At 62.8% G+C, this 22,972-nt stretch carries 27 protein-coding genes and 1 pseudogene; 9 read left to right on the plus strand and 19 right to left on the minus strand.

Annotated features, from left to right (window positions below):
• A partial coding sequence (locus BO39_RS23910; RefSeq protein ID WP_478212683.1) for a nucleotide-binding protein occupies positions 1-187 on the minus strand: 187 nt, incomplete at its 3' end.
• Between the two features lie 505 nt (positions 188-692).
• Between BO39_RS23910 and BO39_RS23915 the strand changes: the two genes are divergently transcribed.
• The 6 genes from BO39_RS23915 to BO39_RS23935 all read left to right on the plus strand — a co-directional run bounded on the left by BO39_RS23915 (position 693) and on the right by BO39_RS23935 (position 2,903).
• Positions 693-1,085: a hypothetical protein gene (locus BO39_RS23915; protein WP_043838357.1), complete on the plus strand. Its 393-nt coding sequence runs from the start codon at positions 693-695 to the stop codon at positions 1,083-1,085.
• Between the two features lie 7 nt (positions 1,086-1,092).
• On the plus strand, positions 1,093-1,269 hold the full coding sequence (locus BO39_RS32870; protein ID WP_156963860.1) for a hypothetical protein: 177 nt from the start codon (positions 1,093-1,095) through the stop codon (positions 1,267-1,269).
• Positions 1,269-1,583, plus strand: coding sequence for a hypothetical protein (locus tag BO39_RS23920; protein WP_043838362.1), 315 nt, complete (start codon positions 1,269-1,271; stop codon positions 1,581-1,583). The genes BO39_RS32870 and BO39_RS23920 overlap by 1 nt, the downstream gene beginning before the upstream one ends.
• Positions 1,584-1,687: 104 nt before the next feature.
• Complete coding sequence (locus tag BO39_RS23925; protein WP_043838364.1) at positions 1,688-2,080, plus strand: hypothetical protein; 393 nt, start codon at positions 1,688-1,690, stop codon at positions 2,078-2,080.
• Positions 2,077-2,535, plus strand: a complete 459-nt coding sequence (locus BO39_RS23930) for a hypothetical protein (RefSeq protein WP_043838366.1) — start codon at positions 2,077-2,079, stop codon at positions 2,533-2,535. The genes BO39_RS23925 and BO39_RS23930 overlap by 4 nt, the downstream gene beginning before the upstream one ends.
• A complete protein-coding gene (locus tag BO39_RS23935; RefSeq protein WP_043838368.1) occupies positions 2,532-2,903 on the plus strand; it encodes a hypothetical protein in 372 nt (123 codons plus the stop codon). The genes BO39_RS23930 and BO39_RS23935 overlap by 4 nt, the downstream gene beginning before the upstream one ends.
• An 82-nt stretch (positions 2,904-2,985) precedes the next feature.
• Here BO39_RS23935 and BO39_RS32875 read toward each other — a convergent pair whose 3' ends face one another.
• Positions 2,986-3,546: a hypothetical protein gene (locus tag BO39_RS32875; protein ID WP_156963861.1), complete on the minus strand. Its 561-nt coding sequence runs from the start codon at positions 3,544-3,546 to the stop codon at positions 2,986-2,988.
• 201 nt (positions 3,547-3,747) lie between these two features.
• Here BO39_RS32875 and BO39_RS23940 point away from each other — a divergent pair, with 201 nt between their 5' ends.
• Positions 3,748-3,924, plus strand: a complete 177-nt coding sequence (locus BO39_RS23940; RefSeq protein ID WP_156963862.1) for a hypothetical protein — start codon at positions 3,748-3,750, stop codon at positions 3,922-3,924.
• An 84-nt stretch (positions 3,925-4,008) separates the two neighbouring features.
• Here BO39_RS23940 and BO39_RS34570 read toward each other — a convergent pair.
• The 3 genes and pseudogenes from BO39_RS34570 to BO39_RS23945 form a co-directional block, all read right to left on the minus strand.
• Positions 4,009-4,145, minus strand: a pseudogene (locus tag BO39_RS34570) (IS630 family transposase); the annotation flags it as partial.
• A 2,225-nt stretch (positions 4,146-6,370) separates the two neighbouring features.
• Positions 6,371-6,547 (minus strand): hypothetical protein, encoded by a 177-nt coding sequence (locus tag BO39_RS32880; RefSeq protein WP_156963863.1) that lies wholly within the window; start codon positions 6,545-6,547, stop codon positions 6,371-6,373.
• Positions 6,541-6,867 carry a hypothetical protein gene (locus BO39_RS23945; protein ID WP_156963864.1) on the minus strand — a complete coding sequence of 109 codons (327 nt, stop codon included), beginning with the start codon at positions 6,865-6,867 and terminating at the stop codon, positions 6,541-6,543. The genes BO39_RS32880 and BO39_RS23945 overlap by 7 nt, the downstream gene beginning before the upstream one ends.
• Before the next feature lie 392 nt (positions 6,868-7,259).
• Between BO39_RS23945 and BO39_RS23950 the strand changes: the two genes are divergently transcribed.
• Both BO39_RS23950 and BO39_RS31495 read left to right on the plus strand, forming a co-directional pair.
• Complete coding sequence (locus BO39_RS23950; protein WP_043838374.1) at positions 7,260-7,556, plus strand: type II toxin-antitoxin system RelE/ParE family toxin; 297 nt, start codon at positions 7,260-7,262, stop codon at positions 7,554-7,556.
• Positions 7,557-7,589: 33 nt separating this feature from the next.
• Complete coding sequence (locus BO39_RS31495; protein WP_084698435.1) at positions 7,590-7,886, plus strand: addiction module antidote protein; 297 nt, start codon at positions 7,590-7,592, stop codon at positions 7,884-7,886.
• A 102-nt stretch (positions 7,887-7,988) separates the two neighbouring features.
• Here BO39_RS31495 and BO39_RS23955 read toward each other — a convergent pair whose 3' ends face one another.
• From BO39_RS23955 to BO39_RS30365, 14 genes are all read right to left on the minus strand, one after another.
• Positions 7,989-8,324, minus strand: a complete 336-nt coding sequence (locus BO39_RS23955; RefSeq protein ID WP_043838376.1) for a hypothetical protein — start codon at positions 8,322-8,324, stop codon at positions 7,989-7,991.
• A 231-nt stretch (positions 8,325-8,555) separates the two neighbouring features.
• A protein-coding gene (locus BO39_RS23960) for an IS3 family transposase (RefSeq protein WP_156963865.1) occupies positions 8,556-9,730 on the minus strand; the annotation gives its coding sequence in 2 pieces (ribosomal slippage) (positions 8,556-9,436 and positions 9,436-9,730; 1,176 coding nt in all).
• A gap of 143 nt (positions 9,731-9,873) precedes the next feature.
• Positions 9,874-10,425: a hypothetical protein gene (locus BO39_RS32885; protein WP_156963866.1), complete on the minus strand. Its 552-nt coding sequence runs from the start codon at positions 10,423-10,425 to the stop codon at positions 9,874-9,876.
• A 128-nt stretch (positions 10,426-10,553) separates the two neighbouring features.
• Positions 10,554-11,543 carry a hypothetical protein gene (locus BO39_RS32890; protein WP_156963867.1) on the minus strand — a complete coding sequence of 330 codons (990 nt, stop codon included), beginning with the start codon at positions 11,541-11,543 and terminating at the stop codon, positions 10,554-10,556.
• Positions 11,544-11,891: 348 nt separating this feature from the next.
• On the minus strand, positions 11,892-12,920 hold the full coding sequence (locus tag BO39_RS23975) for a lipid A deacylase LpxR family protein (RefSeq protein WP_052402541.1): 1,029 nt from the start codon (positions 12,918-12,920) through the stop codon (positions 11,892-11,894).
• Positions 12,921-13,351: 431 nt separating this feature from the next.
• On the minus strand, positions 13,352-13,603 hold the full coding sequence (locus BO39_RS23980; protein WP_043838384.1) for a hypothetical protein: 252 nt from the start codon (positions 13,601-13,603) through the stop codon (positions 13,352-13,354).
• A 347-nt stretch (positions 13,604-13,950) separates the two neighbouring features.
• Positions 13,951-17,484, minus strand: coding sequence for a hypothetical protein (locus BO39_RS23990; protein WP_043838388.1), 3,534 nt, complete (start codon positions 17,482-17,484; stop codon positions 13,951-13,953).
• On the minus strand, positions 17,481-17,750 hold the full coding sequence (locus tag BO39_RS32895; protein ID WP_156963868.1) for a hypothetical protein: 270 nt from the start codon (positions 17,748-17,750) through the stop codon (positions 17,481-17,483). Before BO39_RS32895 ends, BO39_RS23990 begins: the two co-directional genes overlap by 4 nt.
• 471 nt (positions 17,751-18,221) lie before the next feature.
• Positions 18,222-18,401: a hypothetical protein gene (locus BO39_RS24000; protein WP_043838392.1), complete on the minus strand. Its 180-nt coding sequence runs from the start codon at positions 18,399-18,401 to the stop codon at positions 18,222-18,224.
• A complete protein-coding gene (locus tag BO39_RS24005) occupies positions 18,401-18,802 on the minus strand; it encodes a hypothetical protein (RefSeq protein WP_043838394.1) in 402 nt (133 codons plus the stop codon). The genes BO39_RS24000 and BO39_RS24005 overlap by 1 nt, the downstream gene beginning before the upstream one ends.
• A 150-nt stretch (positions 18,803-18,952) precedes the next feature.
• A complete protein-coding gene (locus BO39_RS24010; RefSeq protein ID WP_043838396.1) occupies positions 18,953-19,249 on the minus strand; it encodes a hypothetical protein in 297 nt (98 codons plus the stop codon).
• On the minus strand, positions 19,228-20,148 hold the full coding sequence (locus BO39_RS32900) for a hypothetical protein (protein ID WP_156963869.1): 921 nt from the start codon (positions 20,146-20,148) through the stop codon (positions 19,228-19,230). Before BO39_RS32900 ends, BO39_RS24010 begins: the two co-directional genes overlap by 22 nt.
• A 192-nt stretch (positions 20,149-20,340) precedes the next feature.
• Complete coding sequence (locus BO39_RS24015) at positions 20,341-22,182, minus strand: helix-hairpin-helix domain-containing protein (RefSeq protein ID WP_043838398.1); 1,842 nt, start codon at positions 22,180-22,182, stop codon at positions 20,341-20,343.
• A complete protein-coding gene (locus BO39_RS30365; protein ID WP_052402542.1) occupies positions 22,182-22,946 on the minus strand; it encodes a PP2C family serine/threonine-protein phosphatase in 765 nt (254 codons plus the stop codon). Before BO39_RS30365 ends, BO39_RS24015 begins: the two co-directional genes overlap by 1 nt.
• Between the last annotated feature and the right edge of the window lie 26 nt (positions 22,947-22,972).

Genomic DNA, 22,972 nt, shown 5'->3' on the forward strand with positions numbered 1-22,972 from the left:
CCCGCCGCATCCACTCGGCCGTATCGCCTTCGCCGCCATCCAGGGGCAAGGCTTCGCACGTCACCGGCAGGTGCCCCAGCGCCGCCCACTCCACGGCCGTCGCCTGGGCATCGGCGTCCACCAGATGGACCTTCCGCCCCTGCGCGAGCTGGCACGCCAGGTTTACGGCCAGCGTGGACTTGCCCACGCCTCCCTTGAGGTTCCCGACAGCGATTATGCCAGTCATTGGATCACCCCTGCATCAGGCCACAAGATCATCGGGCAAGCGAATTGATGATCCATCACAAACGGCTTTCATCCAGTCGCGTGTTCATCAAGCCTCCTTGGTCGCCCTAGCAGCCGCGCCGCTCGCCTCCCGCATTCGGACACCAGCCCCGCCGCCGTTCTCCGGGATCAACACGACCCCGGCGCTTTCCAAGGCGTTCCGCAGCGCAGCCAGGATCGGCAATCGAAACCGCAGCACCCCAGACTCCCCCTCCGCACGCCGAATGGTAGCAATTCCAACACCAGAACGGTCTGCAAGATCCTGCGCCGACCACCCAAGCAAAGCCCGAGCAGCCCGTAGCTGCGGCCCCCGAAGTGGCCCTAGTGATATTTTTTCGCTCGATTGATCCAAAACCTATTGATCCTTTCACGATCAACGTATAGCTTTCATATCAGAAAGCGCGATCGACGCAAGGGAAACTGCCCCGATGCTCTCCCACCACCCCCGCCTGAACCCTGCCGTCGCCTCCGCCGCCGAGCTGTTCACGGACGGGCGGGTGACGGATGCGGTCCTGCAGGGCATCGCCTCCATGCGCGGCCTGCCCCTCTACATCGAGCCGGGTGCCGCCCCGACCCCGGGCGAGCGTGCCGCCGCTGGAGAGCGCGAATTGATCGGCGCCATGTCCGCCCACCGCGTGGAAACCGCCCTCTACGCCACCGCTTGCCGTCGCCTTGGCACGGCGAACCAGCGCCCGGCCGCTGATCGCCGCGCTGCCCAGGCCGCTGCCATGGGCGCCCTGAACCGGACCCGTATCACCCTGCGCAAGACCGAGCGCCGTCTCGCCGCAGCGCAGGCTGCGCTGGCCTCCCTGGCGATCTGAGGCCGTCATGCTCACCGTGGCCGCCGCTCTGGACGCCGCCCTCCGTGAGATCGACGCGACCGCGGACATGGACACCGCCAGCTTTGACACGATGAGCGCGTCCTGCCTGCGCTCTCTTCTCGTCGGGATGGTGGAGCAGGCCCGCGAGATCCGCGCCGGCCTCCTAAGCGGGATCGCGCGCTGATGCGCCCGCAGACGGAGCGCCAGGCCAAAAGATCCGCTCCCCAGGTGGAGACGCTGATCCTCCTGGGGAGTGACGGCCGCCACGCCCTGCTTGGCCGACATGCCGAACCGGACGCGGCCGAACTAGCGAACGTCGCCACCGCCCTGCGTGCCAAGGGCCTCGGCGGCTGGGTTGTTCGCATGACGGGCGATTACTGGCACCAGCGCCGCCCCGTGCGGCTGCAGGTCATCAAGGAAGCGACACCCAGCGCCGTGCCCTTCGTGCAGGCCGCGGCCGCTTTCCAGGCTATCCGCAGCGGGGCCCTGGCCTCCTGACAGATCCCGAGCCCGGCGGGTCATCCGGGCAAAGCGGCCGAGCGGGCGCGCCAGCGAAGCATTCCCGCCCGGCCTTAACAGCCACACCAGCTCAGGAGGCCAGAATGGCATCCGCGATCCATAGCACCCTGCAGGCCGAGGGCAGAAGAAGAGGCGCGGGCTTTATCCCCGCCGTGATGACGCCTGAGCTGCGGGCCGAGATCCGCAACAGGGCAGAAAACCTCATGGACGAGGCGCGCGCCGCCCTGGATGGCGCGACCTACCTCATCAACCTTCTGGACGCCGCCGATCGTCCGGTTATCGACCTCGAGCCAAACGCGGACGGCGAGGCCGAGCCGGACGAGGCAAGCGCCCAGCCCGTCACCCTCTCCCCCGACCGCGTGCCGGTCCTCACCTACCGCCCGAGCGTCCGGCAGCAGCGCGCCGCCTATCGGTGCAACGGCGATCCCGTCCCCACCAACCTGCGCCGCGGCATGTTCGGGAGTGCTCGGGCATGAACCGCACCTTCCGTGCTCTGCCCCAAGCGCCCCGTGAGGTTCCTCCGCGCAAGCCGTCGCCGTCCGTGGTGGTGGCCGTGAAGGTGCCACCCCGGCGCGGCTTCCTGGGTATCCTGGCAGCCGTAGCAGTGACGCCAGCGGCAGCGACGATTGCTCCCTCCCCTGACGCTGATCTCATCCGGATCTGCGAGGCGCACCCGGCCATCCTCAAAGCCCTCGATAAGCACGGCTCGGGCGAGGACGATTGCCCTTTCTGGCTGGCTTATGTGCGCAGCCGCGACGCCATCCATACCGCCGTCCCCATGACGTTGGCAGGCATGATCGCCAAGGCTCGTGCAGCTAAGGCAGAGGCATTCAATTCGGAGAGCGGCACGGAGATCCCGCACGGCACCCCCGGCGAGACCTGGGGCTGGGACATCGTGAACGACCTTCTGCGTCTGGAGGGCATGCTGTGAGCCGCCCGTCCCGCCGCGGGGTTCTGGGCGGCCTTGCTGCTCTGGCCGCCTGCGCCGCCTACATGACAATGGAGACCGCCTACAACGCTGCATTCCGCCAGCAGTGTGACGCCGAAGAAGCCGGCAACAAGGCGGAGGAGCGCAGGCTGGACGCCGTACAGCATGCCCTTGCCGTAGAGCAGGAGGAGCCGCTCGGCGTCATCATCAAGACCATGGCGACTACGCCGGCCGGCAGAGCTGCCAAGGCGGCAGTGGCGATGACGCTGGTGCAGTCCACACTGGCCGGGGAGCCAATGTCGAAGGAAGACGCGCTGATCTGGAGCTTGGCCGAGGATCTGGCGGGCAAGCCGTTGGTGCCACCGTCCTGATAGACTGAGGCACTTCTGCGGAAAAGGGAGACAGTTAGAAGGGCCGCCGGGTTCACACCGCGCGGCCCTCAGCGTTTTGCGGCTATCTCTTGCCGAGCAGCACTGCCAAACAACGGATCATTCCGTGTAAGCCAAGCGGGGCTTTCCCTGACATAGGGAAGACCACTGTGCGCCCGTCTGGATTGCGGATGACGATGCGTTCGCTAGCAGCGGAGAGCATTCCGAAAGCCTCTCGACCGCCGCTCTCTTCTTCACGGAAATGGGCCATGGAATTTTCAATGGCCTCACCCACCGCTGTCACTTCGAACGGCTCTCTGCGATCTACACGCGCTTGAAGTCGAACCTTCTGACCGGCTCCGAAGTTCCACCCGGGAACGGTAATCCTTACGGATCTACCCATACCCTCTACGCAAAGCATTCCTATGGATGCGCCAGGCACAGTGCCGCGGAGTACGGTACCCATGATCAGGACCTGCCAGCGATCGTCTATCTCATCCGCCCGTTCCTCGTAATACCATTCCATACCTGCATCATCTCGTGCCACTTCTTCGACCGGTTGGCGCGCCGGTTGAGCGTTGGCATTGCCTAGTAGAAGTGTCGAAATTGGAAGCAGGGCTACCAGGGCAGTGGCGAGGACGTTCATGAAGTGAAGCTATCTGGCCCGTAACGCTAATAGCTAGTCAGAACGTAAGTGTGACGGCGCCGAGGACGAGCGCCATCAGACCTGCTCCACGCCGGGCAACGCCATGCGTGTGTCCAAGCCAGCGCCGGAGCGCGCCTGCCCCTACAGTGCTATTCCAGGTCTATGCCCTCCGACGCACCAACCACACACAAGCCCCGCATCGTGAAGCCTGCCAACGGCGAGAGCGGACCGGTCTACGACTATCGCGGCGCCGTCATCTTCTCGAACGAGAAGGGCACCGTCTTCAACTTCAGCCTGCAGGGCTTCCCGCACGGGCTTAACGGCTTCTGGGGCGGCATTGGGCATATTAGGGAGGTGGTTCGCTTGGTCGATGCCTAGCTCGACACAGGGCGCCTACCAGCACCGTATGTGCTCGGGAGGTGAGGGGCGCTGGCTAGGCACCTCCACGTAGCGGCCAGCGGGTGACGCCTCTCGTTGCAGCGCCTTCAGCTTGACAAAGGCTTGCTCGATTGAGTTTGGGCCGGGCTGAATGGGGAAAGGTAAAAAAGGTCGATGCTCGTGCTCCGGATCGCCTCGCGAACACCCGCGACCTTGTGGGCGGGAGGGTAGCCCGAGGCTCAGGTGTGTCGATAAAAGCAGTCCGAACTGGGTGTTGTTTTTCGGTGGATTGCCTCTTGATGGAAAAAATTACCTGCCATGTTGATTTTTAGGATGCTCAAAGTTGAGGGGAGCCAACCAAAGCGTTAATCGGGTTACCTCATGAACTTGGACGAGCTGAGTAAACTTGAGTTCGATTTAACGATAAAAGCCATTTAGGAGAAGACGATGCTACACCGCATCATCGCAATCGGTGATTGGTTTGCGACAGCTGATCGTCTACGCTCTTTGATGTATCTGCAAATTGTATTACCAGGAAAAAACCGACTCATTTGCAATTCGTTGCTGCGTTTACTTTGCCTTCTGGGCGTCTGTTATCCCTTCAGCGCTCTTGCACAACCTATAGAGCTTAAAACTCTGTCTATCGAACAGGTACGATCGATGTTTCCAAGAGCTTGGGAGTGGGAGCAGGAGCGGCGCCGGCGCGAACAACAAGCAGGTTACACCATCTCCCATGGTATTCTCAGTTATTGCAGTAATTACGGCAGAACAGTTGAAAACTACACTATTCGCAGCGATAGGAGAAGGCACTGGCGCTGCCTTCGCCTAAATGGATGCACACCCAGTCAGAGTGCAGAAGGTAATACTTGCCCTGCCCTGGACGAGCGAATTGTCATATATTTTACGGAACTTTCTTTGCGAGAGGAAGATCGCATTCGGCGGGATTGTTCACTGCGCCTAGCCTCAGGCACAGAAATTTCGTTCTGTAATGAAGTGCCTACTGCGGGTATCGACACCCCACTCTGGTATGAGTTGTTCGATCAAGACGGACAGTCTCGTCAGGCGACTGAAATAAAGAAGAGGCTTGAAGAACTTAAGGAGTTCATCGCGTCTCAGCGGACTTCGGCGGCACCGCCAAGTGTGCCTCGCCTTGCCACACCAACGCCAGCACCAGCGCCAGCGCCAGCAGCTGTCCCTCGGTCACGAGCTTACCCAAGCAGTTGTATCGGTTTAAGCTATCAACAAACCAGTGCTAGTGCTCGGTCGTCAAACTGGAGCCACTCAGTTACTTTCACTAATAACTGTGGAGCATGTGTGAAATTTGGTGTTCTGCTAAGACTCAATGATCGGGATCACGGCCAACTAGGAGTAGTCCGCCTCGAGATCGGTGCCTCCAGCCGCGAAAGCTACCCGTTTTCGTGGGATCCCGGAGCCTCCCTAGTCGCGCACGCTCGCGCGAATGACGTGCAGTCATGCAATTAGACCCTTAGTGTCCTTCCAAAATTTTCAGCCGACAACAAGGAGTTAGTGCATAAACACAGAACGCTTCCGAACGGACACTTAGTGATTTGCTGGCGCGAACGAGAAGCGCGGTCATGAAATCTGCAAGCTCGCTGCCTCGCAGCAGCCATCCATCCAAGACCCTTTCGATTTTGGATGGGAGAACGTGAGCGAGTACTGCCTTACACGGGCTAATTCGCAGGGCAATTTGTGTCTATATTTCCGCAGTTCTCCCGGCAAATTCTCCAACTGTCACTGCCTTCTTGATATTTGTCGGCACAAGCCGACTGGCAAACTCGTAGAGCTATGATACAATTCTCGCGGTCTGCACTCTGTGTGAGTATCGTGTTTGTCGCGCCAGCCCTGGGCCCGGCCCAAGGCGCAAAGCTGACAGGACGTGCTTCGTGGGCTGTTACTGCAACACCTGAACAGATACCTGAACAGACAACCGCAATTGCCGCCACCCGCACTAGAAGCTTCTTCATTGAGTTTCCTTTCGATGCAGAGTAAGGGTTTGTGGGGTACGTTGATTCAGGTATTAAGAGTATGCCAATTTGCAAACTTGGAGCCGATTTAACAGACATTTTTTACCAAATGTGATTCATGCCGTGCCCTTTAGGCGGGTGCCACGGTAGATGATCAGACGGCTGGAAGTGGTGCGGTACGTCGCTTCCATGTTGTTGTCCCTACCGGACCAGCCATGGATCTGGTTAAGATTGGGTAGGGATGAACCCATAAGGTGAATGCATCCCGCAAACCTTTGTTCGGGTGGAGCCATCCTAGCGCCGAGGCGCCCTTCTCACCGCCTCGGACCAGGCGCTTGCGCAGATCCGCGTCCGTAGTGTTCGATCAGCAAGCGGATCGAGTAGTCCACAGATAGCCGCAGCCGCAGCGGATCATCAGCCACCAGCCTAGATGGTCGCGTGCTGGTGCCCACGGCCGCCCCTCAGCCTCTGGCATTGCTTTGCTGCTGCAGCCGTCCCGTCACCTCAGCCACAGCGCGGGCCTGGGCCAGCAGCAGACGCCGGCCTTCCTGATCCAGGCCATCCCAGATCGTACCCAGCTCGGCGCGGCCTGGCGCGTCCCTGACGAGCTCTAGTGAGATGGGGAGAAGGGTCAGCACCGCGCCTCTCCTTTCACCGGAAGCTCGAAGAGGTCGGGCTGGCAGGCGGTGCGTGCCTGCCGATCGCGCAGCGCCTGGGCCGGCCCCCAGAGCCAGTCGCCCTCCTCTATCGCGAGCGAGGCAATCATGTCGAGGACCGCGCGCGTGGAGCCCTGCCGCGCGCCGCCGGCAGCGACATAGGCCACAACCGCGCGCTCGAGGCAGGCTGCGGCGTCCAACCCCTGGCCGGCGGCCTCACGGTACGTAATTCCGACTGCGCGGAGTTGGGAAGCGGGCCAGGATGTACAGGGTTTGGGTTTGTAGAGGTGGTCGTAGCTCATGCGAGGCTTCCCGATGCTGCCCTCGAGGCGAGGGTTGGGGGAGGCTAAGTCAGGCGCGAACGATTCGTGAACACCGCGCGCATCGGCATAGGCTCACATCGGCGGGATGGGAGGAGCCGCTCACCTTCGATAACTCCCACTTATCGTAAAAAATGGCTTCTCTGGTGATGGACGCTGAGCTGAAACTCAGTGCCACATCAATCCGTTTTTGGCGTAACGCTAGCGGGAGAGTCCGGAGGTGGGCTCAGCAAGTTGGTCCTCATGGGGTCGCTCCCCTTACGACCATGTCCGCTACGCGCCGATCGCGTGCGGTCCTGCTAAAGGGCTGGCAAATCGTCGCCTATAAGCCACAAAAAGCTTGCAAGTCCGGCCGTAGCGGATAAGCTACAGACATGCCGGCAGTTCGACAGACCGACGAATACGCTGCTTGGTTCCAGGCCCTTCGGGATACCTCGGCCAAGGTGCGAATATTCCGGCGAATTGAGCGCCTGTCTAATGGCCTGATGGGGGACGTGAAGGCCGTTGGTGCCGGCGTATCGGAAGTGCGGATCGATTGTGGTCCTGGATACCGGGTCTATTTCGCCCAGCGCGGGACGGTGCTGATCGTCTTGTTGTGCGGTGGCGACAAGGACTCTCAGGACCGCGACATTGCCAGGGCTAAGGCGCTGGCAGCGGATTTGGAGGACTGACGATCCTTCTACAGATTGAACGGAGGACTGATCATGACGACTAAGACCCGTCCGTGGGATCCGGCCGAAGTACTCGACACTCCCGAGATGCAGGCCGAGTACCTGTCTCTCGTGTTGGCTGATGGTGACCCCTCTGAGGTTGCCCGCGCGCTTGGCATCGTTGCCCGTGCCCGCGGCATGACTGGTGTTGCCAGAACTGCTGGTGTCAGCCGTGAGAGCCTTTATCGCGCACTGAGTGAGAACGGGAATCCTGAACTCTCGACGCTTATGCGTGTCATGAGCGGCATGGGGCTGAGGCTTGCGGTGGTGCCAGCAGAGACGGTGGGGTGAAGGCGGGGGTTGTAAGGAGGACAAATTGTCCTCCTTTTCCGCCGACACCGCCCGCCCGTAGTCCCTAGCCTGTCAGGGTCAATAGCCGGTTGGTTGGGAGGCTCAGCCCTCGGTGGGACGGTCGAAAAACTCGCGACTTGTGACGGTCCAGGCGCCTACCAGCACCGGCTCACCCCTGACAACGCCACGGTTTGCTAGGCACACCTTGAGCGGGTCCGTCCCAAGGATAGCGACCACGAGATGGTCTCCTTCCTGGTAGTAGCGATCAAGCGGCTTCCCGACCTCTGCAGTAAAGGCCTTGCCGTTGTGTGTGAACGAGATCCGAAAAAGCCGCTTCTCGGGTGGGGGCACGTCCTCCCGGATGAACTGCGCTACAGCGCTCAGCACCTTTTCCGCCTGTTCGGGGTTGACCGCGGCGGGGATGAAGAATGCGACCATGCCAGACCTTCGCAGGCATCGAGCGCTTCCGGCAACTCTCGGTGTTGCGATCTGGTAATCTGCTTCGGCGGGACGCTCTCCTCCTCACGGCAGGATCAGCAGGCGCTTCTCCGTCTGTAAGGTCTACCAGCACGGCCAACACCAAGGAGCACTTTCTCATGGCCGTAGAGTGAGGTGGTCCCCATTCGCCGGACAGTTTGGCGGCTGGGATAAGCTCGGCTCTGGTTCTCGTCAGGGCGCCAATCTCTTCATCTCGCCCGCCCCATATTCCTCGTTGGGCGTGCGCCCAGCCAGGGCAGAGTGGGGACGTCGGGCATTGTAGTAGCCGATCCACCTGGCGAGCCCGGCCCGAAGCTCCGAGCCGGTCTCGAAGGCGTGCAGATAGACGCACTCGTACTTCAGGCTGCGCCAGAGCCGCTCGATGAACACGTTGTCCATCCAGCGCCCCCGCCCATCCATGGAAACACGCACCCCAGCGCGTTGCAGCACGCCGGTGAACCGCGGTGAGGTGAACTGGCTGCCCTGGTCGGTATTGAAGATCTCCGGCCGCCCATGCCCGGCCAAAGCCTCCTCCAGCGCTTCGAGGCAGAACTCCACGTCCATGGTGTTCGACACCCGCCAGGACAGCACCTTGCGGGTTGCCCAGTCCATCACCGCGACCAGGTACAGAAAGCCCCGGCGCATGGGGATGTAGGTCAAATCGGCGCACCAGACCTGGTTCGGCCGACCGATCGCCAGATCCCGCAGCAGGTAGGGAAAGACCCGGTGCTCAGGATGCGGCACCGTGGTCCGCGGCCGCTGGTAGATCGGCGCCAGTCCCATCCTGGCCATCAACCGCCGCACCCGCTTGCGGCCGACAGTGTAGCCCTCCCGGCAGAGGTGACGCGCCATCTGGCGAGACCCGTACCAGGGCGTCTCCAAGAACTGCGCGTCGATCAGCCGCATCAGCTCCAGGTTCAGCGGCGTCTCGCCCTGGGACCGGTGGTAGAACCCCGAGCGGCTGATCGAGACCAACTCGCACTGGCGCACCACCGACAAGCTGGGGTGGTCGGGCTCGATCATCTGACGTCGTCGCTCAAGGCTCATCGCCCGGACGCCTTGGCCAAAAAATCCCGCTCCACCACGAGCTGCCCAATCTTGGCGTGCAGCTTCTCGACATCTGCCTCCGCCGCCTTCGCGCTCTCCTGGGCCGCCGACTTGCCCGAGAACACCCCGGCCATGCCCTCCACGGCCTGGCGCTTCCACTCGCCCACCATCGTCTGGTGAATGCCATGCTTGGCCGCCAACTGCGCCGTCGTCAGCTCACCCCGCAGCGCCTCCAGCGCCACCTTCGCCTTGAACTCCGCTGAATACCGCGTCCGTTTCCCGTCATCGGGTCCGTCCTTCTCAGGGCGAACCGAGCTTATCCGCCTGTCCGAATTCCGGGGACCACCTCAGAGGCAGTCGATCCGTCAGCCTTTTGCAAAAGCGTAGCGTGTACAGTCGCGATGGCAGCAGCATCAGACCCACCACAAAAAAAGCATAGATGTTTATCCCTATAGCTCTAGGATTAGCTGTCGCGGGAGTTGTCTTCTTTCATTGTCTGCCGGCGAGACCAATTTACCACGCGAACATTGGTTCGCTTCTCAATCTTACGTGACTCTCTTGAGAGTCTTGAGCCAGCCATAAAGTTCCCCAAATAATGCAAACCGAGAAGAGTTGTTCCAAACAGATGAAAAAGCATTCCGCAGTAGCCGGCCGCGACGACTAAACGTCCCCATCCGTTAGTGCTCGACAAAATTTTTCTTAAAATCTCGACTTGTGACGGATTGATAATTGATAAAATCAAACCACCCCCCAAATACATTATAATACTTAGAGCTGACAGGTAAGCAAATAGGTATCCAAGAACCTCGCGGCGGGTTGGGAAAATCGGCTCGTCTAAACCATCGAAATGGGGCCGGATTCCGCCCATTGGTCGATCAAGCGCATCGCCTGGAAAGCCAGCCACAAGCGCAAGTGCAGCCACAAAAAAAGCAGCAAGAATTTGGAGCAGCCCATTAACTTGCTGGATCAAACCAAATTCGTGCGCAAGATTGATATCAGGAACGACAAGAAGCACACAGAAGCTAACTCCGAAGCCAACTACGGGAATCCATAGGTTTGTGGTCGTCAGCGTAGCATGACGCAGGGTAAGCCAACGGGCCCAAGTGAACAGCAGCCGTATAGGTGCGTCCGACCACCACGCCTTCATTTTTGTGGCCTACCTTCTCTTCCAACCTCACGTACTGCGCCCAGCATCCGACTAGCAAGACGGTCAACGATAGTCTCACTTGCGTCCGGAAGGTTGCGAAATCCACTGAGGGTCACCGTACGCGTCATTGCACGCTCAAGGAGACGTTCAGGCCTCTCTTGAGGCTCAACTTGCGTTGTACCCACTACTTCTGGCGACACTGAATTCCTCCAACGCACACGGAACCGATGCTCAGGGTATTTCCTTTTCAACCGACGGACGAACGCAACCAGCTCAGTTTGCAACTGCTCTATAGGGCCTTCGCGTACAAGCTTGAGTACGCGTCGTTCACTTATCTCGATATAGGGATCGGCATGGTCAGCCACCATCGTCCGACGGGGGATTTGTCGAACAATCTCGATCTGCGCGGGAATCATCTCTCCCTCTTTCATCATCTGGCCAGGATGAGCGCTAAGCATCAGCCGCGGAGCTCCTACCTTCTCCTGCCCCTCCGGAGTAATTCCTGTGACCTCTGGAAGATGCTTCTTCAATTCCGCGTCGAATAAGCTCTGTATGCGCGTGCGTGATATACCCTCATGGTCCTCTAGCCCTACGCCATACCTCAGAGCAGTAGGGTCAGTATCAAAATCTATAATCATATGGGCGGAGATGGCCACATCGTCATCATCCGTTTTCTCTGCTGGTCGTAGGCGTCCGCCCGTTCTACTTAAATACATCTGTGCTGCGGTGTTAGGGTCCGCTAACGTCCAGAGTATGCACAAATATTTTTCTCGACGACTGACCTTCGCATCCATGAGGTAGAGACGTCTGCGGGAACTGTCTGCTTCGTCGCAGATGTGGTTTCGAGCAGCTGCGGCAGCCGTAACGGCTTGACATAGCCGCTCAAAGTCCACTGCTTGAAGAGCAGCTAAGGGCGTTCCGTGCGCGCGTGCAACTCCAAGGCTAAAATCATAAATTTTGACGTCTCGTTCTGTATGATTGGCCATAGCTCGAATCGTTCTGGACAATGGAGCTTAAGATCACACGAGCGACTGGCCTATGACAGAGAAGGAAGCTGTTCAGCAAACTCGGGGCGGCCACGATTGTCGGTCTATATGCCTACCTCGCTGATCATACCATCCAGCAACGGCTTGATCCCCGGTGGCTCTGGACGCCTACTCCGTCAGAGCCAACAGCCGGTTGGGCGTTTCTCCACGCACAATCGTTGCGGTCCTGCCCCTCGTCTCCAACAGCGGTTCCGCCACCCCTTGGGCACGACCGGCGCCGGCAGCCGCGGCTCCTCTTCACTACTCTCCACCCCGCCGCCGATCCGTGCCGATCTGGCCAGCCTCCACTCAGAAGCGGAAGGAGGCGCTGAAAGCGCCGAAGGACTGGCGACCGCGCTGGCCGTAGAACTCCTCGCTGCGCAGGACCTGGGTGTAGGCAAAACGCACTCCGCGCCACAGCACCGCGACACCGGCCTGGGCATCCCCCACGAAGGGGCGCTTGTCCACGCTCGGGCTGTCGCGGAAAGTGTTGCCGTCGAGGAAGATGTCGCGAGCCACGGCCCGACCCTCCACCCCGCCGAAGATGTACCAGCCGAACTCCTGTCGCGGCTGAAAGAAGCCAGAACCGGCCAACGCCGGGCGAATGCGAACCGGGCCCCAATCAGCCTCCAGCCCTTGACCAATTCGCAGCGAGCCGCCAGCCGCGACGTAGGTCTGCACGTTCCCCAGCGCCACCGCCGCCACTGGGATGGCCTCGGCCTGCACGCCGCCAAGGCTGCCAAGTGGGACGCGCCAGCGTCGCTCCAGCAAGGCGGTTAGCGCCAGCTCATCCTTCAGCTGACGGTCCCAGCCATTGGCTCTGCGGACGTTGATGAGGTCGTGGTAGTTGTTCTGCACAAACTCGCCGCCTGCTGAGGGGCCGATTACGCCGATCTGCACTTCCAACAGCGTCTGAGTGCGCTCAGTACTGCGGCTGAGGCTGGCTGCCCCATAGAGATAGCCGGCATACGGGCGATCGCGCGGGTCGGGGACACGCCGGTCCGTATCCTGCGGCGTGTAGATGTTCTGGCCAAGGGACACGCCCCAGCGCAGATTTCCGGGACCAAGAAGGAAGTCGAGCCGCTCGTCCAGCCCAGCCAGCGGGCGGGGCAGGTTGGCTGAGGGGGACTGCCATGTGAGCAGCAAGCCATTGGTGTAGTAGCGGTCGCTGCCGCCGAAGAGGTCGTTCTCGACGGTCGCGCTGAGGGTGCCCTGCCAATCCGGAAGTTCCTGGCCGGCGCCAGTTCTGACGGGAGTAAGTGCCTGACCCTCCGCCGTGACAGGCGAGGCCAAAGCCAGAAGAAGAGCTAGGGCTGACGGCAGAGCAGACTTCGGCAAAGCAATGTTCCTGGGGTTCGATGGCGGCGTGCTGGTATCGGCGGCCCTCCGATGCGGGAAACCAAGCCTTCGGACAAGCACGCTTGAAAACTTTCAGGCAGCCTGCAGCAAAGCCCTCTACCCCCTCATTTTCGGCCCTTTTTGAGGGCGGGAAGTTGCCACGGGGCTCTCACGGCAAAATCCCCGCCACCCTACTGGCTGAGGCAGCGGCGACGGACCTACACACCCACCGCGGATCCACTTGCGAACCTGCCGCGCGATCTGGCGAGCCTCGGCGCCTTCGCGGCTGAAATGCCCGTGGCGGAAGTTGCCGTGCCTCACCGGCTTGGGCGCCTCCACCGGCCGACGCAGTGCGACATAGCGGGCCCAGCCCGAGGGCAGGTTCCGACCAAACAAGTGGTGTCTCACCCTGAGATTTCGCCGTTCAGTTCTCAACCGTCCGGAACGGCGCTGCTACCTTCGTCGTAAAGGTAGAGGGTCAGCGGCACGGCGAAGGAGGATGCCCAGGCAACAGCGTCAGTCAGCGAAACACCCTTCTGAGTTGCAAAACCGGGCTCTCGATAGTCGTGCGGAGCTTGATCGCCCTCGGCAAGCGAGTTGTCGTGCCACGTCGGCTCAGCAATCACGTCGATGCGCTTCCACCGGTAGGGGTTCCCTCGCCGGTCGATGATGTTGAGGATCACGGCGCCTTCACCCGGATCCGGTCAGGGCCGCGCACCTTCGCCATCCCCTCAGCAGTCGGCCGGCGGATACAGCGCATCGCCCAGCCCGGCGACAGGCCCAGCTGCGGCCAGGAAGCGCACCACCGCCGTCGCCACAGCCCGCGGATCCCGCTCTCCCTGGTCTAGCAGCGCCAGGCGCTCAAGCGCAGCCAGCGTGGATCGTTCAATCTCTATCGGTACGAGCAACGCGCCCCGACGGCGCCTCTCGCGAAAAGCCTCCTGCCGCTCGCGGTGCCGCTGTAGGCGCTCCGCCTCGACCAATTTTTCACTATCCATATCCGTTAAATCCCTCTGTTTGGGGCCTGTTCTCAGGTGATCCAGTCACGGGAGGGACACGATGCGGCCCGGCTCTGTGCACGGGGCCAGTCGCCATCATCTCCACGTCCTCCAACGCCTCCTCCGCAGCCTCTGGCACGCGGATAGGGCGAGGAGCGGGGCCCATACCCTCGCCCGAGGGCGCTACCGGCTCTGGCGGGGACTCTGGCGGGTTGAGGCGGTGGCGTGGGGTTAGGCGGATCCGGCGGTGGCTCAGCCGGCGTCAGCTCGAACGCCTGCACCCGGCCAATCAGGGCCTCAAGTGCCTCCCGCCCCCGAACCTGCGGGACCACGGCATCGGACCAGCGGCCTCTAAGCCCCTTCCTGTACCGGGCGAGGTGGAAGGTTTTGAAACCCCCCGACCGCTTATATATACTATATATAAGGCTTTGGGGGGTTTCAAAACGAACCGCAGGGTTCTCCAGGAACCTCTCCGCCGCCTTGGCCGACCGCCACAGGTCCGGCCGGGCGATCGACATATCCGCTGGGGCGAGGGGCATGGCCCGACCGAACAGCGCAGCCTCCGCCACCGCGACCTGCAGCCGGTTCGGGCGGTACTGGTTCCAGCTCGGCGCTTCCTGGACGGTGATGGGTAGGGCCAGCGCTGCCAGCACCACCACCCGCACGGGGGCGTCCGCCGCGCGTCGCACCCCACGAGCGCGTCCGATCGCCTGCAGGACGGCTCCTTCGGTCACGGACCAGCGGTAGGCCTCAACCAGGGGGTCCGAGTGGCGCGGCTGCCGATCGATGCTGCGTCCGGCCCCGTCCGCCATGCGGAGGGCGGCAGTGACGGTTGGCCACCAGCTCCCCGGAGCGTCGGGGACGGTCTCCACCGCCTTACCCCCGATTACCTCGGCCATTCGCTCGCCAGCCAGGCGATGCATGGCAGGGCGGCCGATACAAACCAGCGCCGCCACCTTGGCCCAGCTATTCATGCCGGTGACGTTCCCGTGGTGCGCCAGGTGCAGCACCTTGCCGGAGGGCCAGCGCCAAGTGGTCGGGTCGCCCGCCTTCGCGCCTTCCGGCACGGGATTGCAGACAGCACCGCGGAACGTTAGCTCGTCCTGCAACAGGATCTCGATGGCGAGCTGCGCGACGGCGAGGACCTCGCCATCGGCGCGCGCCACCTCAACCATCAGCGCATCCACCACGTCCCGGAGGTTCGTTTCCTTCTTCAGCCAGGACCGGCCCATCTCCTGATCGGCCACATGCACGACGTGCTGATGAGGGGCGGCAATCTCCGTGTCCTCCACCTCGAGATCTGGCGCCCAATGCCGCAGCACCTCCGGCCGCCCGGTCGCGTCCAGGAAGAGCATGGGCCCTGCCCACCCATGGTGAATGTCAGCACGCCAGGCGAAGCGGATAGCGGGCCCGGTGCCCTGGTCGCGGCCGAGATCGGCATCCGGTGCCAGCGAGAGGTTCACGCTGCGCGCGTCGCCCCCTTCCAGAAACGCTGCGATCATTTCGCCCAACATGGGACGGAGCTTTGAGAAGCCGACTGCAGCTGCATCCTCAAAGGCGGCAAGCGCCTGCGCCCTGCTAGTCCCTTCCGCAATCTTCACCCGGGGCTTCATCAGCCATTCGTGGGCCGCCCATTCCTTAGCCTGGGCAATGACGTTCGCGATGGCGGCGCCCCCCAGAGCCTCGCGGAACAACGCACCTTCCGGAAGCTGGGCGAGCGCACTGGCGAACTGCCGGCGGCGGTGTAGCAGCACCTCCCGATCCTGATTGCGGACAGCCCCAGTTTCCTCCGACTGCAGCGCCGAGAGCGCGAGCTGCACCGTGGAGCTAAGGCCGGCGACGCCCGATCCGGTAATGTCTTCGTCAATGATGACGACCGACGGTGCGACGGGATGCTTGTGCCCGTCCTTGATCTCGCTCGGCCATGCCCGAAAGGGACGGAGGAACAGCGACTGATGCGGGATAACCCAGACGTCCGCGTTCTTGCCGGTCCGCGCCTGCAGGAGGTAGGCGCAGCCGGCCGCCAGGGGGCAGGCCACGCATCCGGCAGACGATGCCTGTCCGGCCGCCTTCGCCGCCTTCGGCAGATCCAGATCCTCGCACATCATGGCGCCGGGCTTGGCCGGGTTGGCTGCCTCCATGCCGCGCCACACCGCCACCTTAAGATGCGGCCACCGCGCTCGGATATCGGCCGCGACCTGATCGCCAAGAGCATGGCGGGGATGGGCAAACACGGCAGGGCCGCGCCCGACAGACCGGCCGGCGTCCAGCAGGGTCGGCAGTGCGTCGATCGCGTCGAACGTCTTGCCGCCGCCCACCGTCTTGCGGTGCAGAACCTGGGGGCATTCGCCGGCCGCCACCCGACCAGCAAAGCCCTTCAACCTGTCCGCGCTGCGCCGCCCGGCGTCGGAGAGCGGGATTGAATTGTCGGGGTAGGTCGGCGGGATCGGCTGCTCCGCCTTCGCCGCGGCTTCTGCCGCCTGGGCTGCGCGCTTGTCCTGCTCTCGGCCGACAACCCACGCAATCCGCGCGTCGAGCATCTGCTCGCTGGCATAGCGCCGCATCTCGGCCTGGCTACGCGCGCCAGGGTCGGCATTCTCAATGCGGGCAGTGATGGCCGCCTTGAGGGCTTCGGTGTCCGGCCCCGGCCAGTTGGTGGAGATGAAAGCGGCGATCGCGCGGTTGATCGGCTCGTGGAATCCTTCGGCGCCGCCGATCGCGTCCAGCCAGCCGTGAAAGCCCAAGCTGGCTCCGCCGCTCTCGCCCGGCGTCCATGCCGTCCGGCGCGACGGCTCCGGGATATCCAGCAACGCGGTGTCGCTATCACCCTCAACGAGTATCGTGCGACGCCCAAGAAGCGGATCGCGCAATCCCTCACCGAAGACGGGACCGGCAGTGTAATGCGGCTGAACAGTCCGCAGGGTCGCGGGGTCCACGAACTTGAAGCCAACGCGGGCATTGATGGCCGCCGCCCAACGGTCCAACTGCGCGCCATCTGCCGCCTCTGCCAGCCAGAACCAGACGTGCGCCCCAATGCCGCCGCCCTTCTTTAAGACGCCGCTCCAACGGGGCGGCATGCCGGCGGCCTGCTCCGCCTCTGCCTGTTCATCGAGACCGGCGCTGGAGCTGAACTGGACGATAGCCGAAACGCTCTCCAGCTCCGGGACATGGGAGGCCACCAGATCAACCAGGATCTGCGCCACCTCGCCCGGATCGGAGATCAGGCTGGCGCTGGCGGGGAGCTTGATCCCGTCGAGGTCCAGCATGATCCAATGCAGCGGCTTGTCATCGAAGTTGCCGCCGTTCTCGGTCTTCATCCGGCGGGTGCTGTTGAGGTCGGTAGAATCGTTAGGGACGCCGCGGATTGCGCACGCGGTCGGATCGCGCTCAATCCGCCGAAGAACGGAAAGCAGGTCATGAACCCCGCCCACCGGGGCAAGCTCAACACGGAAGGTGCGCGCGTTCGAGTAGTCGCGCTTCACCACAAGTCCGTTGGGCGCGATGCTGAAGGACTTCGCCATCAGCATCTTCCCGACTGTCCGCAGGATCGAGAGGTTTTCGGTCAATCTCTGCCCCCCAATCGGTCGGGGGGCCATAGTCGCGATACCTCTGCGGTGGCGGCGTCCAGGGTGGCCGGGGCCAAGGCGAACATGGGCCACAATTGCCCGTTCCGGTCGGGGCGTTCCGGGCAACGGAGAACCACCCGGCCGGAGGCGTCGCGTCTGGCTTCAATTCCGCGAAGGTGCGCGCCCGGGATACGCACGTCGATAAAGGCGAAGTCGGGCCGGATGGCCTTGACGGTGATGCGCTCGATCAGCGGAGAAGGGCTCATGCACGCCCTCCCCCCTGTTTGTGCTGCGCGAGATCCGCGTTCACCTGGGCCACGACCTGGTGCAGATGCTGCAGCTCGCGAGCCCAACGACCGCAGGCTTCGGCCTTGGCCTTGCACTCGGCCCACAGGCCGGTGGCGCCGTGGCGCCTCCACTCGAGATCTGCGCGGGCGCGCATCTCCTGTTCACGCCTGGCCCACCGCTCCGGGTGAACATGCGGCAAGAAGACAATGCGAGGGCCGTTCATGGCATCACCGCCCGCGCCGTTACGGCACGCCCACGCGGGGCCAGTTGGAGGTGGTAGCCCGCCGCCATGAACGGGCTGCCGGCTCGCCAGCAGTGCGCGACGCGGTGCGTCCGCGTCCCGTCCGAAACCCCCTCAATGCCGTGGGTGTGGTTACGGCGGCAATGCGGGCATTTGAAACGCACAGTCCGGCCGTCCGCGTTTGGGACAACCTGGATGGAGGGGGCCGTCATAGCCGGCGCTCCACCTCTGCCTTCGCGGCGATCGCCAAGGCAATGGAGCCAAACACCCGCAGCATCGGCCGCCTCTGGGTGGAGCCGGGCTCGGGCGGAACTTCCAGGGCAGCCAACTGCTCCCCAGCCTCGTCCATCGCGTTCGGGACAAGCGTGAGCTTGATCGAGGGGCGCATTATGCCGCGCCCCCGTCCGGGCCGTTGGCACCTTCTTCCAGACTCGGCTTAGCCATCTGCCCAGTCCATGGGGCGATGGCTCGCCACGCGAGACGGAGGCCTTGCTCGGCATCCTCCTGCGTTTCGTACGCCAGCAGCGCGATGCCATCGCGCTCAATGGCCGAGACCAGCAGCTTCTCCCCGGTGACGTCAGTCCAGTTCACCCCGAGAGAGTGAGTCAGGACCACGGAGAAGCCGCTCGGCTGCGCGAGGCTGCCGAAGAACTCGGCAGGTGTAGCGCGGGTCCGGGGAAGGGGGGCAACCACGACAGCGAAGGGGTAGCCCCCTACGATTTCCGCGTGATTGTCCGAGAGCGCAAAGAGCCGGGCTGCGGTCTCTTCGGGCAAGGTGAAGTCGTGCATGGTCGCGCCTCCTTAAGAGGCGGCGACGCGGTGCTTGAACACAGAACGATCGACTGCTATTTACCGGGTTGAGAGCGTAGATTTTATGTCGTTGCCCGAAACCGCAGTCAGATCAGCCGCCCGGTTAGCCCCCGGGCGGTTTCTGCGTTTTCAGGCCGCGACCGCCGCCCCGCTGTTGGAGGACGGGGCGCGACGGGCGCGGGCGGGCTTCGGTGCCGGGAGCGAGAGGTCCAGCGCGACGGCGAAGGCCCGCAGCTTCGGCTCCTGGTTCAGCACGAAAAACCGACCACCGACGCGAACAGCCAGTTCAGGGTTTTTGGCAAGCACGCACCGCACCCGGCGGTCACGCACCTTAGCCTTGGCCACGGGGTCGCTTTCGGATTTGGTCAGCTTGAGCAGGGTCTCTCCGACCGCCGGAAGTGCGATCAGGCCGTCATAATGGGGCATTGGAAGGGGGAGCCTTTCGGCGTGAGGGTCGGGGACACCCAGCCGCTCACGGGAATTCGCAGTTGTGCGAATTTCCCGACTTCCCTATCTTCCGTGGCGCATGACTGCCCGGACGCTCGGGAGAGCGGCTGGTTACTATCACGATCACCACGATCGGACGCCTCGGACCCTGGCAGGTCCGAGGCGTTGTCGTTTTCAGTGGTCGTGGGTTCGCCCTCAGGATTGGCGCCTGGCAGCACCTCACCCTCGGGCGGAAGAAGGCCGCCGTTCCGCTGGGCCATATTCTCGGCCAACAGATCGGCGGCGATAAACACGATCTCGACTTCCAACTTCACCTCAAAGCCCCATGACAGCCTTGGAGGTTCGGGAAGAAGCAGGTTCCGCTGGCGGGGGCCAAACTGGTCCATCCCCCAATTGTCGGCATCTCCGGGGAAAGGCACCGAGGCCTCCCCTCGACCCGCATCAAGTCTGATAAAAAGTCCATTCGAAAACTGGCGGATGGCGGCACGCTCGCCAACGCTCCTCTCAGCAAGCAGTTCGATGAGCGTCGATAGCGAGAACAGAAGACCGCTACTGAGAAGCTCATCCGGGATCTGCTTGGTCTCAACGACCTTGCCGACCTCATCGCGAACGTTGCTAAGAACATGGGAGGCGGTGTGCTTGAGGTTGCCGAGCAGAGCAGCCACCCCCGGTGCGTCAATCGGCTGAATGGCGCCAAATCCGAGGATAGCAACGGCGAAATGGGACGCCTTCCAGCCAAGACCATCCTTGGGAGGGCGCCCGCGGCCACCACGCGGAACCAGCCCATTCTCGCCAAGATAACGAATGACGGCTTCAGCACGCGCTACGGGGAACCCGGCGTCAGTCAATGCGGTGCGGAACTCGGGGCCACCGTTCATAGTCCGAAATTAAGGAAGGTGCGGCAACCGGTCAAGAAGTAATTGCGGCGGGCCCGAATAAAATTATGGGAGTGTTGCGCCTCCGACTGTTTGGATCTGCTCCTTGTGTCAGAATTCCTCGGGTTCTGGTGACGAACTGGACACGGCGGGTGGGCGCCCTCTTCACGGATGTTGAGATCGAGGAGAGATAGATCAGGCCATCATAGCTTGGTCGGCGCGGGCCTGGGCGAGGTCGCGTGCGAGCCGGTTGAGATCAGCCCTGACGCCGGCAAGCCTCGCCGCTTCGGCAGTGATCATGCCATCGAGCTTGGCAAGCGCAGCACTAATCGTGACCTCCAGAGACTTGCCCTTGGCCCGGACTGCCGCCAGGGCCGGCGTACTGGCGGCTGGTGTGCCCGCTGCCGCCGGGGCTTTGAAGCCGGCCTCACAGGCCTTTCGCCAAGCGAGGACGCGCTTGCTCAGGACCGGGCCGAAGCCAGGTACCGCTCCCAGCGCCCTACTGGTGACATCCGCCGCCGTATCTATGCCGGCGCCCTCAAGGGCAGCAATGCGGACCCGGCCGACTCCTTCAATCGAGGCGGAAGCAATCGGAAAAGCTTCAAGAAAGGTGCGCAAAGCGGCGCTGCTCGCGCGACCCGCGGCACCGGTAATAACGTCATCTACCTCTCTGCGCAGGTTGGCGAGGCGATCGCATTGGGAGTCGATCTCACGAGCCAGAGTCGCGATTGCATCCCTATGCAGCACAATTAGCCAGTTGGCCAACGCAGCTTGGTAAGCACGCGCCGCATTCTCGATGGCGCCGTCTCGCCTTGCGAGTTCCTTCGCCCAGACTCCCTCGCTTATGCCGACGACGTTGAGAATACGACCGAAGAAGCCGGGCCGTTCGACGCCCGGCGGAAGTGGCCTGCCGATTACGCCAGACGTGTGATCGCGTTCAGAGGGGGGAGGGCCCGGCGTCTGGGGCAGCAGCCTTCGCCCGAGTTCGGCGCGTAATTGCGCAGCCAGCGCCAAGAAATCCGGCAATGCAAGCACCGAAGCGCCGCCGCGCGGAGCGAACATTAACGCTCCGGTGCTCCCCTCGATAACGCAGATTGGGCAGGGCCCTGGCAGATGAGCGTGCTGTGGGTTAGCACGGCAGGAGACGAGTTGCGTTGCATAGCTGTCGAGGGCCTCAACCCAGGCGCTCACCTTATGGCGGCCTTCAGAATCCCCCCTGGGCCCGAAGGTACGCTCGAACAGCTCGCGCAGACGACCGTCAAGAGCGGTGAACGGCAGCGTGTTCGGCGGCTGACAAATCCCACGCGCGGCCGCCTCCGAACTCCAGGCAAAGCGGTGCTGCGCTATCGCCTCGCCAAGCGAAGGGGGAGCGCCATGCAGCGGCACGCCCGCAAAAGGGTGGCGGTTGAAGAACAACAGCTGGAAAACGAGCACTGCGAGGCCGAAGCAGTCATGAGTGCGAAAGCGGTGGCGGCCGCGCAGCGCAACTCCTTGCAGCTCCGGCGGCTGATACTGCTCGACGCCAACGTCGCAGGTGAGGACCACCCCGTCGGCCACGATTTGAAAGCTGTCGCAATCCACCAGCCCGACAGTCGCGCGCTGGTCCACAAGCGCCAGGCGCTCGTTCACGTCGCCAATCACCGCGCCCGCCGCATGGACCGTAGCGAAGGCCCGCGCCAGGTTAGCAGCGACGGCAACTAGAAATCGATAATCAGCCTGCGGAAAGATCTTCTTGCGCTCGGCGGGCGCGCTAACAGCATGGAGTTCCCGTCGGTTCTCGAAGCGGGGCATGACGAAGCCCGCAATTCGTGGCCCGTCCTGCACAACAGCGACTGGCCAAGCGGCTCCGGCTGGGCGCGCTTCCGGTGGCATTGCCGCCATAGCCTGAAGCTTCTGGGCGCGCACCGGGTCTGGAGCGGCATGGTAAATTTTGGCCACATAGCCGGGCATGCTCAGCAACTCATGCACGGCCCCCTCGGCGCCCTTAGCGATCTCACGGCCGATCTGGAGGGGGTTGCCCAAGACGACCAGCGACATCAGGTGGCCAATTGCCTAGAACAGAGGATTAGAGTCTTGTCGTCATCCGTTCGCGCGCAGACCTGGGGTGAGGCGAGGAAGGCCTCCAGCCAAGCCTCATGGATGGTGGCGGTGCCGGTCCCCGGCGCCGCGCGGAGGCCTGCGAAGACATGCTCGAAAAAGCGTGCATGCGGCTCTCCGGTCGCCATCTTCACGGCCAGATGCTCGATACCGTCCGTCAGCAACGCAAACTCGGCAATCGGGCCGGCGACGCGAGCGACCGAAATGCGTTGGGCTACGTCGCCACGAGTGACAAAGATCGTTTCATTGGCGAATTCGCCGCGCTGTGGAGAAAGCGCGAGGCGCCAGACTGCCGTCTCGGCGTCGCGCATGCGATAGACAATCGCTCCATCGCCAATCTGAAGAAAGAAGGCGGCGTGGTCGGCAACGATCGCGCCCAACATGGTGCAGGCGTAGGCTGAAAGCGGCTCCTCCGACTCCTTGGCAAGCTCGGCTATGCGGGCGCGAACATCCTCAAGCGTGTCGAGAGCGAAGCCATCATGCAAGAAGTCGAGCGACTGCCCCAGTTGCGCCACCGCCAACTGGGCGCACTCGAAGAAGGTATAACAGGCCTGCCGCGCGCCGTTGAGCGACCGCTTTGCGCTGCCGGCCCCATCGGCCGCTGCCGCAATGACTACTTCGGAGCCTGACGAGGCAGCCACCAGGTTAACGGCGTGGAAATCCTGGCACTCGGTGCCAGTGCGCAGATGCGAGGTGCCGATCACGCTGCTGGCGGCGTGGCGCCACCCGG

It is taken from the genome of Roseomonas aerilata DSM 19363 (genome assembly GCF_000711725.1).
Lineage (GTDB): Bacteria > Pseudomonadota > Alphaproteobacteria > Acetobacterales > Acetobacteraceae > Roseomonas > Roseomonas aerilata.

Bases quoted from the DNA above. Each gene is read 5' to 3' on its own strand.
- BO39_RS32900 (WP_156963869.1), bottom strand. From the start codon at position 20,148: ATGAACGGTGGCCCCGAGTTCCGCACCGCATTGACTGACGCCGGGTTC.
- BO39_RS24005 (WP_043838394.1), bottom strand. From the start codon at position 18,802: ATGCACGACTTCACCTTGCCCGAAGAGACCGCAGCCCGGCTCTTTGCG.
- BO39_RS23955 (WP_043838376.1), bottom strand. From the start codon at position 8,324: ATGGTCGCATTCTTCATCCCCGCCGCGGTCAACCCCGAACAGGCGGAA.
- BO39_RS32875 (WP_156963861.1), bottom strand. From the start codon at position 3,546: ATGAACGTCCTCGCCACTGCCCTGGTAGCCCTGCTTCCAATTTCGACA.
- BO39_RS23925 (WP_043838364.1), top strand. From the start codon at position 1,688: ATGGCATCCGCGATCCATAGCACCCTGCAGGCCGAGGGCAGAAGAAGA.
- BO39_RS24010 (WP_043838396.1), bottom strand. From the start codon at position 19,249: ATGCCCCATTATGACGGCCTGATCGCACTTCCGGCGGTCGGAGAGACC.
- BO39_RS23945 (WP_156963864.1), bottom strand. From the start codon at position 6,867: ATGAGCTACGACCACCTCTACAAACCCAAACCCTGTACATCCTGGCCC.
- BO39_RS31495 (WP_084698435.1), top strand. From the start codon at position 7,590: ATGACGACTAAGACCCGTCCGTGGGATCCGGCCGAAGTACTCGACACT.
- BO39_RS23920 (WP_043838362.1), top strand. From the start codon at position 1,269: ATGCGCCCGCAGACGGAGCGCCAGGCCAAAAGATCCGCTCCCCAGGTG.
- BO39_RS23930 (WP_043838366.1), top strand. From the start codon at position 2,077: ATGAACCGCACCTTCCGTGCTCTGCCCCAAGCGCCCCGTGAGGTTCCT.
- BO39_RS32890 (WP_156963867.1), bottom strand. From the start codon at position 11,543: ATGGCCAATCATACAGAACGAGACGTCAAAATTTATGATTTTAGCCTT.
- BO39_RS23950 (WP_043838374.1), top strand. From the start codon at position 7,260: ATGCCGGCAGTTCGACAGACCGACGAATACGCTGCTTGGTTCCAGGCC.
- BO39_RS24000 (WP_043838392.1), bottom strand. From the start codon at position 18,401: ATGCGCCCCTCGATCAAGCTCACGCTTGTCCCGAACGCGATGGACGAG.
- BO39_RS32870 (WP_156963860.1), top strand. From the start codon at position 1,093: ATGCTCACCGTGGCCGCCGCTCTGGACGCCGCCCTCCGTGAGATCGAC.
- BO39_RS24015 (WP_043838398.1), bottom strand. From the start codon at position 22,182: ATGTCGCTGGTCGTCTTGGGCAACCCCCTCCAGATCGGCCGTGAGATC.
- BO39_RS23915 (WP_043838357.1), top strand. From the start codon at position 693: ATGCTCTCCCACCACCCCCGCCTGAACCCTGCCGTCGCCTCCGCCGCC.
- BO39_RS32895 (WP_156963868.1), bottom strand. From the start codon at position 17,750: ATGAGCCCTTCTCCGCTGATCGAGCGCATCACCGTCAAGGCCATCCGG.